Below are 15,840 nucleotides of genomic sequence, written 5' to 3'. Positions count from 1 at the left end.
GCTGCCGTGGCGGTGGCCCGGCAGGGCCGACCGTGCACGGGGGTGATCGGTTGCCCCCACCGGCTTCCCGGCCGGTGTGCCGGCGGCGTTGTCAGTGGTGTGTGGCACCGTGATCACGCCGTGCACCACCGACACCCCGGAGCAGCCGCATGACCGATGTCCCGCCGTCCTTCGAGTTCCTTCCAGGCGACGCGGACTCCCCCGTGATCCTCCACGTCCCGCACTCCGCGAGGGAGATACCGGCCGGCGTACGGTCCGGGATCGTGCTCGACGACGCCGCGCTGGAGCGGGAGCTGGACCACATCACCGACGCGCACACCGCGTCGGTCGCCGAGGCCGCCGCCCGGGCGGCCGGTGTCACGCCCTGGCGGTTCGTGAACCGGTTGTCGCGGCTGGTCGTCGACCCGGAGCGGTTCCCGGACGGGCGGGAGGAGATGCTGGCCGTCGGCATGGGCGCGGTCTACACGCGGACCACGCACAAGGAGGTGCTGCGGCCCGACGGATTCGACGCCGAGCCGCTGATCGCACGGTACTTCCGGCCGTACGCGCGGGCGATGACGGAGGCGGTCGCCGGCCGGCTCGCGGCGACCGGGCGGGCCGTGGTCATCGACGTGCACTCGTATCCGAGTGTGCCGCTGCCCTACGAGCTGCACGGCGAGGGGCCGCGTCCCGAGGTGTGCCTGGGAACCGACTCCTTCCACACGCCGCCCGGGCTGCTCGACGCCGCCCGCGAGGCGTTCGCGTCGTGCGGGCGGACGGGACTGGACAGCCCGTTCGCCGGTACGTACGTTCCGCTGGAGTTCTACGGCGAGCGGGCCGAGGTGTCCGCGCTGATGGTCGAGATCCGCCGCGACACCTACATGACCGAGCCGGGCGGCCCCGCGGGCCCGGGTCTGCGCGGGCTCGCCTCGGCACTCGCCACCCTGGTCGACGCGGCCTCCCGCTGATGCCGCCACGGCGCAATCCGGCTCCCTCCGGGCGAGTTCGAGGAGCCGGGGTCCGGGGGCAGCGGCCCGGAAGGGCTACACGCGGAGCCACTCCGTGACCACCACGTCGTCGCCGGTGCGCAGGCGCAGCGCGAACGGACCGGAGGGCGCCGTGCCGGCGGTGAAGCGGCCCATGTCGTCGGCGGTGAGCGCGGCGGCCGGCTGCGGGCCGCCGAGCAGCTCGACGCGGACCGGCCCGGGCGGCAGCACCTGGCCGATCAGCCCCTGCTCGGTCACCTCGACGTCCAGCATGACCTCCCCGGCGGTGAACGTCAGCAGGCGCGGCGCGTCCGTCGCCCCCCTGACCGGGAGCGCGTCGACCAGCGAGTCGAAGGTCAGCTCGGCCACCCGGGCGTCGAGGTCGTGCAGCGCGTAGGCGTCGACGGCGCTCTGCAGCAGCGCCGGGGGCAGCGGGTCCAGGACCGCCGCCGCCTGCCGGAGCTCCTCCTCCAGCAGCCCGGTGTCGAAGTCGTCGTCGGACTCGGTGTCGTCGTTGGTGCCGTTCGCGTCGCTCACGCCGCCCCCCGTGACTCGAGCCGGGCCCGCAGCCGGCGCAGACAGCGCTGGCGCAGCGGTCCGATGCTGCCCACCGCGATGTCGAGCGCGGCGGACACCTCCTGATAGCTGGGCGGCGGCGAGGCGATCAGCACGCGCAGCAACTGCCTGCACCGCTCGCCCAGTTCCTCGAACTCCTGCCACAGCCGCCGCACGCGTTCGCTCTGTGCGGCCGCCTCCTCCGCCTCCAGCAGCGACTGCTCCGGCGAGCCGTCCTCACTGACCCGGTCCAGCACATGCGGATCGTCGGTCAGCATCAGCCGGCGCGCGTTCCTGTACACCTTGAGGCACTCGTGCCGCGCGGTACTGGCCAGCCAGGAACCCGCCTTCTCCGGTTCCCGCAGCCGTCCCAGGTGCTGGGCGAACCGGAACCACACGGTCTGGTAGACCTCGTGCGCGTCGGCGTCGGACAGCCGGTGCGCGCGCACCACGGACCACACCAGGGGGCCCAGCCCTTCCACGATCGCCTTCCAGGCCGCCGCGTCACCGTCGACAGCGGACCGGACCAACGCGCCGATTTCACTACGCTCCACGGTCCCACCCCTCGTGTACGGCACGTCATGGTACGCCGCGGAGGGGACGGATCCGGTCCTCATGCCCCGGCCGGGGGCGGCGAGACCTGCGTGGGGCGCCAGGTGGGCGGCAGGAGCGCCGGGACGTGCGCCCCACGCACTTCGGCGAACTCGGTGGTGGCGTCCATCAGTTGCCGGCGTGCCTTGCGCGGGTCGGTCTCCGCCCGCGCGGTCATGTGGGCGGCGATCATGCCGACCGCGACGGGGGTGGCGAACGAGGTCCCGCTCCACTGGGCGAGCCCTTCGAACATCACCTGGTCCGGTTTGCCCGAGCCGCCGTCCTCGCTCAGTACGCCGGTGTGACGCGGGTGGTGGCAGGTGCAGGCGTAGGTGAAGCCGTAGCGGCAGGCGTCGTAGGTGGAGTGCTGGTACACGTACGGTACGGGGCTGTCGAAGCCGGTGAGGGCGCTCACCAGACGCTCGCCGGGGGCGTAGGCCTTGACCCAGCCGCCGTGGTTGCTGAAGCAGGCGCCGAACTCGCCGTCCGCGCGCAGCGCGCCGACCGACAGCACGGCGTTCTCGTAGCCCGGGAGGTCGGCGTAGGCGGCGGGCCAGAAGGGTGTGGCGCTGCCGTTGTTGCCGGCCGCGGCGACCAGCAGGGTGCGCCGCTCGCGCAGTTCCCGCATGAAGGCGTCGACACCGAGGAGACCGTCGGTACGGCCGTTGGACGTGCCGGCGGAGAGGCTGATGACGTCGGGCCAGCCGTCCCGGTCGACGGCGTCGAAGAGCTTCTCGCCGAACTCGGACTCCAGGACGGCGCCGGCGTCGTTGAGCGTGCCCCGGACGGTGATGTCGGTGTTGGGGGCGACGGCGGCGACGAGCCCGGCGATGAACGTGCCGTGGCCGCAGTACTGCTGGAGGATCCCGTCGTCGTCGCACTCCGCGACCTGGGCGTCGCCGCGGGTGTGGGCGAGCAGTGGGTAGGAGCGGTGGTCGTGCATGAGGCCGGTGTCGATGACGAGGACGCCGACGGCGCTCTCCGGGTCGTGGGCGCCGTCGGCGACGGCCGGGTTGGGCCGCCCGCCGGGCGCCACGGGTACGGGCTCGTCGCCGGGGCAGGCGTTGACCGCGATGGACACCACGTGATTGCGGCTGATCAGCCGGCGTCCGGCCCTGCCCTCGGCCGCCGAGAGCGCCCGCAGGGCTCCCGCGACCGCCGGGTCGCCGCTGCCGTCGCCCTCGCCGGGGTCGGCGACGCGGATGCGGGTGATGCCGGAACGGCTGGTCTCCGGGCTCGCGCGGCGCACATGGTCAGGGGTGAGGCCGGCGAAGGTGGTGAAGTGCTGTCGTACGGCGTCCTCGACGACGCGGGCCTCCTCTCCGTCGCGGGCGAGGACGACACCCTTCTCGTAGAGGAACTCACCCGCGTCGTCCGGCCCCACCGCCAGGGGGACGCCGGGCATCGAGCGCTGGATCTGTGTGAACTGCTCACGGAATCTCTGTGGTGCCATGGCGTGTCCTCCACTCGGGCGACGGTGACCGGAGCCGCGGAGCTGTCGTGATACAGAGCCGCAGCGCGGGCGTTTGATACAACGTCGAACCTGTGGGGCGTGGTTGCGGACCACTACGATCGTGGGGTGACAGCGGGAAGCGACACGGTGCTGGAACTGCTGCCGATGGTGTTCGCCGCCCCGGGTGAGGCGCTGGCGAGGGCGGAAGGGGTCCTGGGGGACCGTCCGGCGCCGCTGCACGCCTCCGTCGCGCACCAGGTGATCGGCATCTGGCAACGGGACTTCGGCGACATGCGGCTCGCCCTGAACCATCTGCGGCGGGCCAGGGCCTGGGCGGCACGCGCGGACTCCGCCGAGCGGGAGGCGGACGTCCTCGCCACGCTCGGGGTCGCGCTGGTCCACGCGGGGCGTACCCGGCACGGGCTGGACGCGCTGCGGCGGGGTGTCGAGCGCGGTACGGGGCACACACGCGCGAGGGTGCTGTTCCGGCGGGCGTACGCGTGGTGGGTGCTGGGCCATCACCGGGAGGCGCTGGAGGACGTACGGCGGGCGATTCCCGTGCTGCGGCAGGCCGACGACGTCATCTGGACGGCGCGGGCGCTGACGCTGCGGGCGACGGTGCACCTGGCGCTCGGGGCCGTGGAGCGGGCGGAGGCCGACTTCACGGCGGCGGAGGCCCTGTGGGACACCACCGGCCAGGAGCACGACAAGGCGGACGCCGTGGAGAGCCGGGGGCTGGCCGCGTTCCGCTCGGGCGACGTCCCCGCGGCCCTGCGGCTGCTCGACGAGGCGGAGAAGCGGTACGCCGAACTGGGCACGCCGACGTTCATGCTGAGCATCCGGCGCTGCGAGGTGCTGATGGCCGCGGGGCTGGCCGCGGAGGCGCTGGCCGAGGCGGACGCGGCGATCCGGGCGCTGGACGGGATCGGCGGGCAGTCGACGCGCAAGGCGGAGCTGCTGCTGGCCGCCGCGCGGGCGGCGCGGCTGGCGGACGAGCCGCAGACGGCGATCGCCCGCGCGGCACTGGCCGTGCGGCTGTTCGCGGGACAGCGGCGCACCTGGTGGGAGACGCACGCCCGGCTGGTGCTGATCGGGGCGAGGCACGCCGCCGGACGCGGGTCGCGCCGGCTGGTCGCGGACGCGGCGGCGGTGGCGGAGAAGCTGGCCGCGCTCGGTGCCCCGGCCGCTCCCGAGGCCTCGCTGCTCGCGGGCCGGATCGCGCTGGACCTCGGCCGGACGGCGGACGCGGAGCGGCATCTGGCGGTGGCCGCGCGCAGCAGGCGCGGCGGGCCGCCGCTCGCGCGGATGACGGGTTGGGCGGCACAGGCGCTGCGCGCGCAGGCCGCCGGTTCCGCGCGTGGGGTGCTGGAGGCCTGCCGACGGGGCCTGGACGTGCTGGACGACCACCGGATGACGCTGGGGGCCTCGGAGTTGCGGGCCCGCGCCACGGCGCAGGGCGCGGAACTGGCCGCCCTCGCGCAGCAGGCCAGTCTCGTCTCCGGCGGGCCGCGGCGGCTGCTGGTGTGGAGCGAACGCTGGCGGGCCACCGCGCTGTCCGCACCGCCCACCCGGCCGCCGGCCGACCCGGCGCTGCTCAGCGGCATGACCGCCTACCGGGAGATCGCCGCCCGCGCGGAGGAGGCCCGCATGGAGGGCAGGCCCGTGCCGGCCCTGGAGCGGGAACAGCGGCGCCTGGAGAGGGAGATCCGCTCGCGGACGCTGCACATGCGCGGTGAGGCATTCGACGGCGGTGACCGTTTCGACGTCGGCCGGCTGCTCGCGCGGCTCCGCGACAGCGGCGACGGGCAACTCGTGGAACTGGCCGTGCTCGACGGGCGGGTCCAGGTGCTGCTGTGCGGACGGGGCAGGGTGCGGCGGTTCGAGGCGGGACTGCTGGCGGCGGCGGAGACCGAGGCCGAGCACGTGCAGGCGGGGCTGCGGCGGCTGGCCCATCCCGGGGCGGCCGCCCGGCTGCCGGTGGTGGAGGCGGCGGGCCGCCGGCTGGAGGAGCTGCTGCTGGGCCCGGCGGCCGCACACCTGGGGGACGGCCCGGTGGTGGTCGTGCCGCCGGGGCGGCTGCACCGGGTGCCGTGGGCGCTGCTGCCCTCACTGCGGGAGCGGGTGCTGAGCGTGTCGCCGTCGGCCGGCAGCTGGCTGCGCGCCAAGGAGACCGCGCCGCCGCGCGGGGGCCGTCAGGTGCTGGTGCGCGGGCCGGGTCTCGCGACGGGCGGCGCGGAGGTGCCGGTGCTGGCGGGCCGCTACCGTGGTGCGACGGTCCTGGAGTACGAGGACGCGACGGTGCCGCGGGTGCTGACCGAGCTGGACGGGGCCGCGCTGGCGCACATCGCGGCGCACGGCGCGTTCCGGGCGGACGGCCCGCTGTTCTCCTCGCTGCGCATGGCAGACGGGCCGCTGATCGTGCACGACTTCGAGCGGCTGGACCGCAGCCCGTACCGGATCATCCTGTCCTGCTGCGACACCGCCCGGTTCGCCACGGTGGGAGCCGACGAACTCCTGGGCCTGGTCACGGCGTTGCTGCCGCTGGGCACGGTGGGAGTGGTGGCGTGCAGTGCCCCCGTCAACGACGCGGCCGTCGTGCCGCTGATGCTCGCCCTGCACCAGGGGCTCGACGCCGGTCTCTCCTTGGCGGAGGCGCTGCGTGACGCCCGCGCCGCGCTCCCGGCGGACGCGCTGCACCGTGCGACGGGGTGGGCGTTCACCGCCTTCGGGGCGGCGTGAGCCGGCCGACCGACCGGCCCACGCGCGACGAAGGGAGCCGCACCGGATGAATCCGGTGCGGCTCCCTTCGGCTTCCGTCGGGACGACAGGATTTGAACCTGCGACCCCTTGACCCCCAGTCAAGTGCGCTACCAAGCTGCGCCACGTCCCGATGCCTCTCGCGCGGCGGACCGCGTGATCAAGCAGGTCAACCCTACCTCATGTGAGCGGTGGCTCCGGGGCGCCGGATATTGTCCTGTCAAAAGGTTGACATGACGCATGCGCGGCGCGGAGGGTGGGCGGGCAGGACTCGGACCGGGCCGGAGAGAGGCGTTCATGGTGGATGCGCTGGGTGTCGCCGTCGTGGGATTCGGCTGGATGGGGCGGGTGCACACCCAGGCCTACGCGCGCGTGGCGCACCACTATCCGCTCCTGCCCCTGCGTCCTGAGCTGATTACGGTCGCCGAGGAGGTGCCGGGCAGGGCCGAGGAGGCCGCCGCGCGGTTCGGGTTCGCCTCGGCTGCCCGCGACTGGCGCGAGGTGGCCGCCGATCCACGCGTGCGGGCGGTGAGCATCACCGCCCCCAACTTCCTGCACCGCGAGATCGGTGTCGCGATGGCCGAGGCCGGCAAGCACGTCTGGATCGAGAAGCCGGTGGGACTCGGCCCCGAGGACGCCCGCGCGGTGGCCGACGCGGTCGCCCGGGCGGGGGTGCAGGGCACGGTCGGCTTCAACTACCGCAACGCGCCCGCCGTGGAGGTGGCCCGTGAGCTGATCGCCTCCGGCGAGATCGGCACGGTCACCCATGTGCGCCTCCGCCTCTTCAGCGACTACGCCGCCCATCCTGAGGGTGCCCTGACCTGGCGTTACGAGCGGGAACGGGGCGGTAGCGGGGTGCTGGGCGACCTGGCCTCGCACGGCGCCGACCTGGCCCGGTTCCTGCTCGGTGACATCGACTCCCTGACCGCCGACACGGCCGTCTTCCTGTCCGAGCGGGCCCGTCCGGCGGGCGCCACGGCCGGCCACTCCCGCGCGACGGGCGGCGAGCTCGGCGCCGTGGAGAACGAGGACTACGTCAACTGCCTGCTGCGGTTCGCCTCCGGCGCGCGCGGGGTGCTGGAGGCCTGCCGCGTCTCGGTGGGCGAGCAGAACAACTACGGCTTCGAGGTGCACGGCACGCGGGGCGCGGTGTTCTGGGACTTCCGGCGGATGAACGAACTCGGCGTCAGCCGCGGCACCGACTACCAGGACCAGCCCGTCAGCACCGTCTACGTGGGGCCCGGCCACGGCGAGTTCGGTGCCTTCCAGCCGGGTGCCGCGAACGCCATGGGGTTCGACGACCTGAAGGTGATCGAGGCCTACCGCTTCCTGCGTTCCGTCGCCGAGGGCGTCCCGTACGGCGCCACGCTCGGCGACGCCGTGCGCAGTGCCGTGGTGCTGGACGCGATGGCGCGGTCGGCGGAGAGCGGGGCGTGGGTGCCGGTGGCGTACTGACGTCCCTCCTCGCCGCGGGAACCCCCACCCACCCGCCGCGTCAGGCGTTCTCCCTTCGGCCCAGCCAGACCTTGACCGGTACCAGGACCAGCCACCACCACATCGACGCGGGCCCGACGAGCAGGGTCAACGGGATCGTCACCAGGAAGACCACCACCGTCGCCCCCAGGTCGACGGTGGAGAGCACCCGGTCCCGCACGGGTGCGGCTCCGCCGCGCAGCCAGGGTCGCCGGGCGACCAGGGCGGCGAGCGTGAGGTGGACGGCGCCGAGGGAGGCGACCACCGCCGAGTAGATGATCACGGAGACCTGCTCGTCGCCGTACTCCGAGACCAGGGCGGTGGGGAACGGCACCAGGGCCGCCAGTCCGAGACCGAGCACGGTCAGCGTGATCACGTCCCCGTCCACCTGCTGGACGCCACGGAAGATCGCCCGGTGCTCACGCCAGAAACCGGCCAGCACCGCCAGGCTGATGCCGTAGGCCCCCAGGTTCGGCAGCGTGTCGCTGAGCGCCCGGTGGAACTGCGCGGAGTCCAGCCCCTGGGGCACGGAGATGTCCAGGACCAGCAGGGTGATGGCGATGGCGAACACGCCGTCGGCCAGTGTCACCAGCCGTTCGGGCCCGCCCTCCGGGGTCGGTTTCCTCATGCGCACGACGGTAGGCAGGCCCGGCCCGGCGGGCGGGGGTACACGCCCGGGCCGGGGTGCGCTCCCCGCGGGCCCTCACCCGGCCAACGCGGTGGGCGGCATGTTGTAGGGGGTCACCACCTGGATGGCGGAGGGCAGGGTGGGCCCGGTGGGCGGCAGCGCGCCGTGGGCGCGCATCACGAGGTGACAGGCCTCCCGCACGTCGTGGCGCAGATCGTGATGGAGCACGGCGGACAGCCGGTGCTCGCGCAGCAGCCGGGTGTTGTCCTGGTCGAGGTCGTGCGCCACGAACACGGCGCACTCGCGCCCGGCGTCCTCGAAGGCCCGCAGGGTGGCGATGTTGCCGCCGCCGATCGAGTACACCGCGCGGATCTCCGGGTCGCGGTCCAGGGCGTCCCGGACCAGGTCGTACTGGGTGGCGTCCAGGCCCTGCCCCTCGGTGATCTCGACGAGGGCCCGCCCGGGGTACCGGGCGCGCATGGCGCTGCGGAAGCCCATCTCGCGCTCCTCCTCGTTGCGGAAGAAGCCGCTGGAAAGGCTGGTGAGCACGTTGCCGGGGCGGTCGCCCAGCCACTGCCCCATGAGGTAGGCGGCGGTGGCTCCCGCCGCCCGGTTGTCGCTGCCGACGTGGCCGAGCCGGGCGCTCGCGGGCAGGTCCGTCACCAGGGTCACGACCGGGACGCCCGCCGCCGCGAGCCGGGCGACGGCGGCGGTGACCTCGGGGACGTCGGGCGCCTTGAGGACCACGCCCTGTGAGCCGCGCCGGCCGATCCGGTCGAGGACCGCGACCAGTTCCTCCGCCGGGCCCGTCTCGCGGAAGTGGAAGCGGGAGCGGACCACCGCCGGGTGCAGGGAGGGCAGTTCGGCCTCCAGGGCGGCGCGGACGGCGGTGGAGAACCGCTCCGGCGACTGCATCACGATGTCCACCATGAACGTGCGGCCGACCAGACGGACCTGGGTGCGCTGCCGGTCCAGGTCGGCCATCGCCCGGTGCACCTCTCGCGCGGTGCTCTCCCGCACCCCGCCCCGGCCGTTGAGGACACGGTCCACGGTGGCCTCGCTCAACCCGGCCTGACGTGCGATTTCCCTGATCGGGAACGGGTGGCCCATGCGACTGCTCCTGAGGGGTTTTTGATGGCTTCCTGATGGTTGTTCGAAGGGTTTGTACTGACAAGAATGACATCAGCCGCGTCGCTCCGTGACCCGAAGGGACGACTTCATGTCCGCATCCTCCTCCGTGCAGGACCCCGCGCCGGCCGCCTGGCTGTCCGAGCGGGACTGCGACCTGGAGACCTTCCGCGCACTGGTCGAGCAGGAGACCGACCTCGCCGCCCACCCGCACGCCAGTGCCGTCGAGCGGAACGTGCTGCTCTACGACGCCGAACGGCTCGCCCTCGCCGACCGCCGCGCCGTGCAGGCCGAACTGGTGCGCGCCCTGGCCGGCGGGCCCGGCATCGTGGTCGTGCGCGATGCCTTTCCCGACCCGGCGGTCGTGGACCGGACCAGCGCCGTGTTCGACGCCCTGATCGCCGAACAGCGCGCCTCGGGCGCCACCGCCGGTGACCACTTCGCCGCGCCGGGCGCCAACGACCGGGTGTGGAACGCCCTGGAGAAGGCGGCCCTGTACGACCCGCAGGCGTTCGCCGACTACTACGCAAACGAGGTGATCGCCCTGGTCTCCTCCGCCTGGCTCGGCCCCGGCTACCAGGTCACCTCCCAGGTCAACGTGGTCAACCCGGGCGGGGCCGCGCAGACGGCGCACCGCGACTACCACCTCGGGTTCCTGTCCAACGACGTCGCCGCGGCCTACCCGGCGCAGGTGCACCGCCTCTCCCCCGCGCTCACGCTCCAGGGCGCGGTGGCGCACTGCGACATGCCCGTCGAGTCCGGGCCGACGCTGTACCTGCCGCACTCGCAGAAGTTCGAGCCCGGTTATCTCGCCTGGCGGCTCCCCGGGTTCCGGGCGTACTTCGAGGAGCACCACGTCCAGCTGCCGCTCGCCAAGGGGGACGCGGTGTTCTTCAACCCGGCGCTGTTCCACGCCGCCGGCGCCAACCACTCGGCGGACATCCGGCGCATGGCCAACCTGCTGCAGGTGTCCTCCGCGTTCGGACGGGCCATGGAGACCGTGGACCGCGAGGCCGTGGTGAGCGCCGTGTACCCGGTGCTGCTGGGCCGCAGGGCCGAGGGCGCCGGGGAACAGTGGCTGGAGAACGTGATCGCGGCGAGCGCCGAGGGCTACCCCTTCCCCACCAACCTCGACAACGACCCGCCGGTCGACGGTCTGGCCCCGCCCTCGCAGGCCGACGTCGTGCGCCGGGCGCTGCGCGAGGGGTGGACCCCGCGGACCCTGCGGGGCGAACTGCGTGCCGGTGCCAAGCGGCGCGAGAGCTGAAAGGAACCCGGAACAGATCATGGGACTTCTCGACGACAAGGTCGTCCTGGTCAACGGCGGCAGCCAGGGCGTCGGCGCCGCCGTCGCGCGCGCCGCGGTCCGTGAGGGGGCGGTCGTCGCCGTCAGCGGGCGGCGCCCGGAGCCCGGTGAGGCGCTGGTCGCCGAGCTGACCGCCCGGGGCGGCACGGCGTCGTTCGTACGGGCCGACCTGGCCGACGCGGGGCAGGCCCGGGCCTCGGTCGCCCGGGTGGTGGAGGCGCACGGCCGGATCGACTGCCTGGTCAACTCCGCCGGCCTGACCGCGCGCGGGACGCTCCTCGACACCACGCCCGAGCTGTTCGACCAGCACGTCGCGATCAACCTCAGGGCGCCGTTCTTCGCGATGCAGGCCGCCGTCGCGGACATGGTGCGGCGCGAGGAGCCCGGCACGATCGTCAACGTCATCACCTCCTCGGCGCACGGCGGGCAGCCCTTCCTGGCGCCCTACGTCGCCGCGAAGGCCGGGCTGATCGGCCTGACCCGCAACGCGGCGCACGCCCACCGCTGGGACCGGATCCGGATCAACGGCCTGAACATCGGCTGGACCGCCACCGAGGGCGAGGACGCCACCCAGCGCACCTTCCACGGCGCCGGGGACGACTGGCGCGAACAGGCCGCCGCGCGGCTGCCGATGGGCAGGCTCGGCCTGCCGGACGAGATCGCCGACTTCGTGGTCCTGCTGCTCTCCGACCGTTCCGGCGTGGTCACCGGGTCCGTGATCGACTGGGATCAGAACGTCCTCGGCGGCCTCGACTGAACCCCTCTCCCCCCACTCGTCCGCACCACCCGCACTCAAGGAGCACCGCCTCATGCGCATCGGAATCCTCGGCCTCGGCCGCATCGGCGCCTTCCACGCCGAGACCCTGTCCGGGCTCGACGCCGTCGGCTCCCTCGTCGTCTCCGACCCGTTCACGGACGCCGCGAAGGCCGCCGCCGAGCGGTTCGGCGCCGAGGTCGCGGACTCCCCCGAGGCGATGCTCGCGGCCGGGGTGGACGGCGTGGTCGTCGCCGCGGCGACGGACGCCCACCCGGCGCTGATCCTGGCCTGCGCGGAGGCGGGCGTCCCCGTCTTCTGCGAGAAGCCCGTGGCCAGGACCATGGCCGAGGGGGTGGAGGTGCTGAAGGCGGTCGCAGGGCGGGACGTGCCGATCCAGATCGGCTTCAACCGCCGCTTCGACGCCGGCTTCGTCGCCGCGCGGGCCGCCGTGCGGGGCGGGGAGCTGGGCAGGCTGCACACCGTGCGCTCGACCACGCTCGACCCGGCGCCGCCGCCGGCCGCGTACATCGCCGCGTCCGGGGGCATCTTCCGGGACTGCTCGGTGCACGACTTCGACATCATCCGCTGGGTGACCGGCCGCGAGGTCACCGAGGTGTACGCGGCGGGCGGCAACCGGGGCGCCGGCTACATCAGGGAGGCCGGTGACGCCGACACCACGGGAGCGGTCCTCACCCTGGACGACGGCACCCTCGCGGTGGTCTCCAACAGCCGTCACAACGGGCGGGGTTACGACGTCCGCATGGAGCTCCACGGTTTCGAGGACTCCATCGCGGTGGGCCTGGAGGACAAGCTGCCGCTGCGGTCGGTGGAGCCGGGCGTGACCTTCCCTGCCGGCACCCCCCACGACTTCTTCATGGACCGCTTCACGGCCGCCTACCGGGCCGAGCTGACCGCGTTCACCGAGGTCGTGGCGGGCTCCCGCCCCTCGCCGTGCACGGTCGCGGACGCCCTGGAGGCCGGCTGGATCGCCGAGGCGTGCACCCTGTCGCTGCACGAGCACCGTCCCGTCACCCTCGAGGAGGTACGGCAGGCATGAGCGGGCCCGGCCGGGAACCCCTGCGCACCGGAGTCCCCCGGATCGTGGTGCGCACCGCGGGCGGCGAGCGCAGGGAGCACCTGGGCACCCGGTCGTCGTGCACGTACCAGACGGAGGCGTTCGCCGCCCGGGTGCGCGAGGGCGCACCGCTCGCGCCGGACGCCGACGACGCGGTGACGACCATGCGGCTCATCGACGCGTGCCACGAGGCGGCGGGGCTCGCTCCGCGCCCGCGCGCCGCGACCGGCTGACGTCTCGGGCACCCCACGGGTGACGGCCGCTCCCTCGGGGGCGGCCGTCACGCGTGGGGTCAGCGGTACAGCGGCGGTCTCTCCACCAGGTCGACCGCCACCCGGCGGCCGTCCTCCAGCGCCCGGACGCCCGCCTCGCAGACGGCCGCGGCGGCGTAGCCGTCCCAGGTGCTGGGGCCGGTGACCTCGCCGCGGCGGGTGGTGTCGACCCAGGCCTGCACCTCGTCGTCGTAGGCCTGGGCGAAGCGCTCGGTCCAGTCCTGGGCGACGGTGCCGCCCCAGCGGCCGGCCATGGTGGTGACCAGGGCGTGGCCGTCGCCGATGCGGGCGGTGCCGAGTTCGCAGACCACCTCGGCCTGCACCTGGTAGCCGAATCCGCAGTTGACGAAGATCTCGACGTCCGAGAGCGCGCCGCCGTCGGTCTCCAGGACGACGAACTGCGGGTCGCGCAGTCCCTCGGGGGCTCCGGCCGACCGAGTGGGGCGCAGGACGGTGACGGCGGTGATCTCGTGGCCGAGGAGCCAGCGGGTGGCGTCCACCTCGTGGGCCACCGAGTCGCTGATCAGCATGGAGCTGGTGAAGAAGGGCGGGCTGGCCACGTTGCGGTGCCGGTTGTGCAGCATGAGCGGGCGGCCCAGCCGGCCGGTCTCCAGCAGGGCCTTGAGCCGCACGTACTCGGTGTCGTAGCGGCGCATGAAGCCGACCTGGACCCTCCGGTGGCCGAGGGCCGCTTCGGCTTCCATGACGCGCAGGGCGGAGGCCGCGTCGGGGGTGAGCGGCTTCTCGCACAGCACGGGCAGATCGTGCTCGAACGCGGTGAGCAGGGCGGCCTCGTGGGCCGGCCCCGGGGAGGCGACGAGTACGGCGTCGACGTCGGCCGCCGCCATCGCGGCGGCCGGGTCGGTGTGGGCGGTGCAGCCGTCGACGCCCGCGGCGACGGCCTCGGCCCGTTCGGCGTCGATGTCCACGACGGCGGTGACCCGCGCGCCGCTGATGACCCGGTCGATCCGGCGTACGTGGTCCGCGCCCATGCGGCCGGTGCCGACGACGGCGATGCCCAGAGGCCGGAACCGGTTCATCTCGCGTCTCCCTCCGGTCGTCAGGCGCCGCAGGAACGGAGGAACGCGCGGGTGCGTACCGCGATCGGCAGGGGCTTGTCCGGCTCGCAGGGGTACATGTCCTGCTCGACGATCGCGAACAGGTCCACCCCGAGCTTCTGGGCGGCCGTGAGGACCGGACCCAGCTCGGGGACACCGGCGGGCGGTTCGCACATCACCCCGCGCTGGACGGCGGGCCCGAACGGGATCTCGTTCCTGACGACGTCGGCGAGGATCTCCGGGTCGACCTGCTTGAGATGGAGGTAGCCGATGCGCTCGCCGTAGGTCTCGATCAGCTTCACGCTGTCGCCGCCGCAGTAGGCGTAGTGGCCGGTGTCCAGGCAGAGGCTGACCAGGCCGGAGTCGGTCGAGTCGAGGAAGCGCTCGACGTGCTCCTCGGTGTCGATGTGGGTGTCGGCGTGCGGGTGGACGACGATGTCGAGCCCGTACGTCTCCTTCACCTCGCGGCCGAGGCGTTCCATGCCCCGGGTGAGGTGGCCCCACTGCTCGGTGGTGAGCTCCGGCGGCTCCAGGATCTCGGCGGTCTTGTCGTCGCGCCAGAAGGACGGGATGACGACGAGGTGCTTCGCGTCCATGTCCCGGGTGAGGGCGGCGACGCGGCTGACCTGCTCCCAGGTGGCGTCCCACTCGGACGGTCCGCGGTGCAGCCCGCAGAAGATGGTGCCGGCGGAGACCCTCAGGCCCCGCCGCTCCACCTCCTCGGTGAGGCGGGCCGGGTCGGTGGGGAGGTAGCCGTAGGGGCCGAGCTCGATCCAGGAGTAGCCGGCCTCGGCGACCTCGTCGAGGAAGCGCCGCCAGGGCACCTGCTGGGGGTCGTCGGGGAACCAGACGCCCCAGGAGTCGGGGGCGGAGCCGACCCGGATGCGGTCGAGGGCGACTGCCATGTCAGGACTTCCCTTCCGGAGTTGCGGCTACGGGGGCCTGCAGGTCACCCTCCTCGGGGAGCCCCGCGGTGTCGACACCGCGGACCTGCGCCAGCTCGTGCTTGAGCGCGGCCAGTTCCGCGCCGCCTGCCATGTGGTTGGTCAGCTCCTCGAGGCTCACCTCGCTGCGGTCGGCGCTGAGCTCCATGGTGCCCAGGCGCAGCACGCTGAAGTGGTCGCCCACCATGTACGCGTGGTGCGGGTTGTGGGTGATGAAGATGACGCCGAGGCCGCGGTCGCGGGCCATCGCGATGTACTTCAGGACCACACCGGACTGCTTGACGCCGAGGGCGGCGGTCGGCTCGTCGAGGATGAGGACGCGGGCGCCGAAGTAGACCGCACGGGCGATGGCGACGCACTGGCGCTGGCCGCCGGAGAGCGTGCCGATGGGCTGCTCCAGGTCGTCCAGGACGATGCCCATGTTGCGCAGTTCCTCGTCGGCCGTCTTCTTCATCCGGTCGATGTCGAGGCGGCGGACGGGCCAGGGCCCCTTGGTCACCTCGGAGCCGAGGAAGAAGTTCCGCCACACCGGCATCAGCGGCACGACCGCGAGGTCCTGGTAGACGGTGGCGATGCCCTTGTCGAGGGCCTCGCGCGGGGTGGAGAAGCGCACCGGCCCGCCGTCGACGAGGAACTCGCCCTCGGTGTGCTGGTGAAGTCCGGAGATGATCTTGATGAGGGTGGACTTGCCGGCGCCGTTGTCGCCGAGGACGCAGGTCACCTTGCCGGGGTGGACGGTGAGGTCGACGCCGTGCAGCGCGCGGATGTTGCCGTAGGACTTGCCGGCCGCGCGGAGTTCGACCAGGGGGCGGTCGCCGTCGGCCGGGGTGCCCGTCGGGGCGGCACCGTGGGCGGAGGTCGTCTTGTCGGTCATTGCG

Annotated in this window: 15 protein-coding genes and 1 tRNA gene; 7 read left to right on the top strand and 9 right to left on the bottom strand. The window is 73.6% G+C overall.

The window, feature by feature from the left end; all coding sequences use genetic code 11:
• Positions 1–149: 149 nt before the first annotated feature.
• Positions 150–947 (top strand): N-formylglutamate amidohydrolase, encoded by a 798-nt coding sequence (locus BU52_RS03015; protein WP_037927303.1) that lies wholly within the window; start codon positions 150–152, stop codon positions 945–947.
• 75 nt (positions 948–1,022) lie between these two features.
• Here BU52_RS03015 and BU52_RS03010 read toward each other — a convergent pair whose 3' ends face one another.
• The 3 genes from BU52_RS03010 to BU52_RS03000 are packed head-to-tail and all read right to left on the bottom strand — an operon-like array spanning position 1,023 to position 3,564.
• Complete coding sequence (locus BU52_RS03010; protein WP_037927300.1) at positions 1,023–1,502, bottom strand: hypothetical protein; 480 nt, start codon at positions 1,500–1,502, stop codon at positions 1,023–1,025.
• Complete coding sequence (locus BU52_RS03005) at positions 1,499–2,074, bottom strand: RNA polymerase sigma factor (protein WP_037927295.1); 576 nt, start codon at positions 2,072–2,074, stop codon at positions 1,499–1,501. The genes BU52_RS03010 and BU52_RS03005 overlap by 4 nt, the downstream gene beginning before the upstream one ends.
• Positions 2,075–2,133: 59 nt before the next feature.
• A complete protein-coding gene (locus BU52_RS03000) occupies positions 2,134–3,564 on the bottom strand; it encodes a S8/S53 family peptidase (RefSeq protein WP_037927293.1) in 1,431 nt (476 codons plus the stop codon).
• Between the two features lie 165 nt (positions 3,565–3,729).
• Here BU52_RS03000 and BU52_RS02995 point away from each other — a divergent pair, with 165 nt between their 5' ends.
• Entirely contained in the window at positions 3,730–6,303 is a 2,574-nt protein-coding gene (locus BU52_RS02995; protein WP_235216251.1) for a CHAT domain-containing protein, read from the top strand.
• A 77-nt stretch (positions 6,304–6,380) separates the two neighbouring features.
• Here the strand turns inward: BU52_RS02995 and BU52_RS02990 are convergent.
• Positions 6,381–6,454, bottom strand: a tRNA-Pro gene (locus BU52_RS02990).
• 164 nt (positions 6,455–6,618) lie between these two features.
• Between BU52_RS02990 and BU52_RS02985 the strand changes: the two genes are divergently transcribed.
• Positions 6,619–7,776, top strand: a complete 1,158-nt coding sequence (locus BU52_RS02985; protein WP_037927289.1) for a Gfo/Idh/MocA family protein — start codon at positions 6,619–6,621, stop codon at positions 7,774–7,776.
• A gap of 40 nt (positions 7,777–7,816) precedes the next feature.
• Here BU52_RS02985 and BU52_RS02980 read toward each other — a convergent pair whose 3' ends face one another.
• Together BU52_RS02980 and BU52_RS02975 are read right to left on the bottom strand one after the other, a co-directional pair.
• Complete coding sequence (locus tag BU52_RS02980; protein ID WP_235216243.1) at positions 7,817–8,422, bottom strand: TMEM175 family protein; 606 nt, start codon at positions 8,420–8,422, stop codon at positions 7,817–7,819.
• 75 nt (positions 8,423–8,497) lie between these two features.
• Entirely contained in the window at positions 8,498–9,532 is a 1,035-nt protein-coding gene (locus BU52_RS02975; RefSeq protein WP_037927281.1) for a LacI family DNA-binding transcriptional regulator, read from the bottom strand.
• Positions 9,533–9,641: 109 nt separating this feature from the next.
• Between BU52_RS02975 and BU52_RS02970 the strand changes: the two genes are divergently transcribed.
• Genes BU52_RS02970 through BU52_RS02955 form a run of 4 tightly spaced genes read left to right on the top strand, consistent with a single transcriptional unit; the run spans position 9,642 to position 12,921 of the window.
• On the top strand, positions 9,642–10,817 hold the full coding sequence (locus tag BU52_RS02970; protein WP_037927277.1) for a phytanoyl-CoA dioxygenase family protein: 1,176 nt from the start codon (positions 9,642–9,644) through the stop codon (positions 10,815–10,817).
• A 19-nt stretch (positions 10,818–10,836) separates the two neighbouring features.
• Positions 10,837–11,613 (top strand): SDR family oxidoreductase, encoded by a 777-nt coding sequence (locus BU52_RS02965; RefSeq protein WP_037927264.1) that lies wholly within the window; start codon positions 10,837–10,839, stop codon positions 11,611–11,613.
• Positions 11,614–11,665: 52 nt separating this feature from the next.
• Entirely contained in the window at positions 11,666–12,670 is a 1,005-nt protein-coding gene (locus BU52_RS02960) for a Gfo/Idh/MocA family protein (protein ID WP_037927261.1), read from the top strand.
• Entirely contained in the window at positions 12,667–12,921 is a 255-nt protein-coding gene (locus BU52_RS02955; RefSeq protein ID WP_037927259.1) for a hypothetical protein, read from the top strand. The genes BU52_RS02960 and BU52_RS02955 overlap by 4 nt, the downstream gene beginning before the upstream one ends.
• A gap of 59 nt (positions 12,922–12,980) precedes the next feature.
• On the opposite strand, the gene BU52_RS02950 is transcribed toward BU52_RS02955, so the two are convergent.
• From BU52_RS02950 to BU52_RS02940, 3 genes are read right to left on the bottom strand one after another with little or no spacing between them, the layout of a single operon-like run.
• Positions 12,981–14,000 carry a Gfo/Idh/MocA family protein gene (locus BU52_RS02950; protein WP_037927256.1) on the bottom strand — a complete coding sequence of 340 codons (1,020 nt, stop codon included), beginning with the start codon at positions 13,998–14,000 and terminating at the stop codon, positions 12,981–12,983.
• A gap of 20 nt (positions 14,001–14,020) precedes the next feature.
• Complete coding sequence (locus tag BU52_RS02945) at positions 14,021–14,923, bottom strand: sugar phosphate isomerase/epimerase family protein (protein ID WP_037927254.1); 903 nt, start codon at positions 14,921–14,923, stop codon at positions 14,021–14,023.
• A gap of 1 nt (position 14,924) precedes the next feature.
• Positions 14,925–15,836 (bottom strand): ATP-binding cassette domain-containing protein, encoded by a 912-nt coding sequence (locus BU52_RS02940; RefSeq protein ID WP_037927251.1) that lies wholly within the window; start codon positions 15,834–15,836, stop codon positions 14,925–14,927.
• Positions 15,837–15,840 lie beyond the last annotated feature (4 nt).

It is taken from the genome of Streptomyces toyocaensis, from assembly GCF_000725125.1.
GTDB classification, from domain to species: Bacteria; Actinomycetota; Actinomycetes; order Streptomycetales; family Streptomycetaceae; genus Streptomyces; species Streptomyces toyocaensis.
The sequence above is the reverse complement of the archived record's forward strand: the minus strand, read 5'-3'. Positions and strand labels throughout refer to the sequence as shown.

Coding starts and splice junctions, on each gene's coding strand:
- BU52_RS03015 (WP_037927303.1), top strand. CDS start 150: ATGACCGATGTCCCGCCGTCCTTCGAGTTCCTTCCAGGCGACGCGGAC.
- BU52_RS02945 (WP_037927254.1), bottom strand. CDS start 14,923: ATGGCAGTCGCCCTCGACCGCATCCGGGTCGGCTCCGCCCCCGACTCC.
- BU52_RS02960 (WP_037927261.1), top strand. CDS start 11,666: ATGCGCATCGGAATCCTCGGCCTCGGCCGCATCGGCGCCTTCCACGCC.
- BU52_RS02970 (WP_037927277.1), top strand. CDS start 9,642: ATGTCCGCATCCTCCTCCGTGCAGGACCCCGCGCCGGCCGCCTGGCTG.
- BU52_RS02955 (WP_037927259.1), top strand. CDS start 12,667: ATGAGCGGGCCCGGCCGGGAACCCCTGCGCACCGGAGTCCCCCGGATC.
- BU52_RS02995 (WP_235216251.1), top strand. CDS start 3,730: ATGGTGTTCGCCGCCCCGGGTGAGGCGCTGGCGAGGGCGGAAGGGGTC.
- BU52_RS02985 (WP_037927289.1), top strand. CDS start 6,619: ATGGTGGATGCGCTGGGTGTCGCCGTCGTGGGATTCGGCTGGATGGGG.
- BU52_RS02950 (WP_037927256.1), bottom strand. CDS start 14,000: ATGAACCGGTTCCGGCCTCTGGGCATCGCCGTCGTCGGCACCGGCCGC.
- BU52_RS02975 (WP_037927281.1), bottom strand. CDS start 9,532: ATGGGCCACCCGTTCCCGATCAGGGAAATCGCACGTCAGGCCGGGTTG.
- BU52_RS03000 (WP_037927293.1), bottom strand. CDS start 3,564: ATGGCACCACAGAGATTCCGTGAGCAGTTCACACAGATCCAGCGCTCG.
- BU52_RS02980 (WP_235216243.1), bottom strand. CDS start 8,422: ATGAGGAAACCGACCCCGGAGGGCGGGCCCGAACGGCTGGTGACACTG.
- BU52_RS02940 (WP_037927251.1), bottom strand. CDS start 15,836: ATGACCGACAAGACGACCTCCGCCCACGGTGCCGCCCCGACGGGCACC.
- BU52_RS02965 (WP_037927264.1), top strand. CDS start 10,837: ATGGGACTTCTCGACGACAAGGTCGTCCTGGTCAACGGCGGCAGCCAG.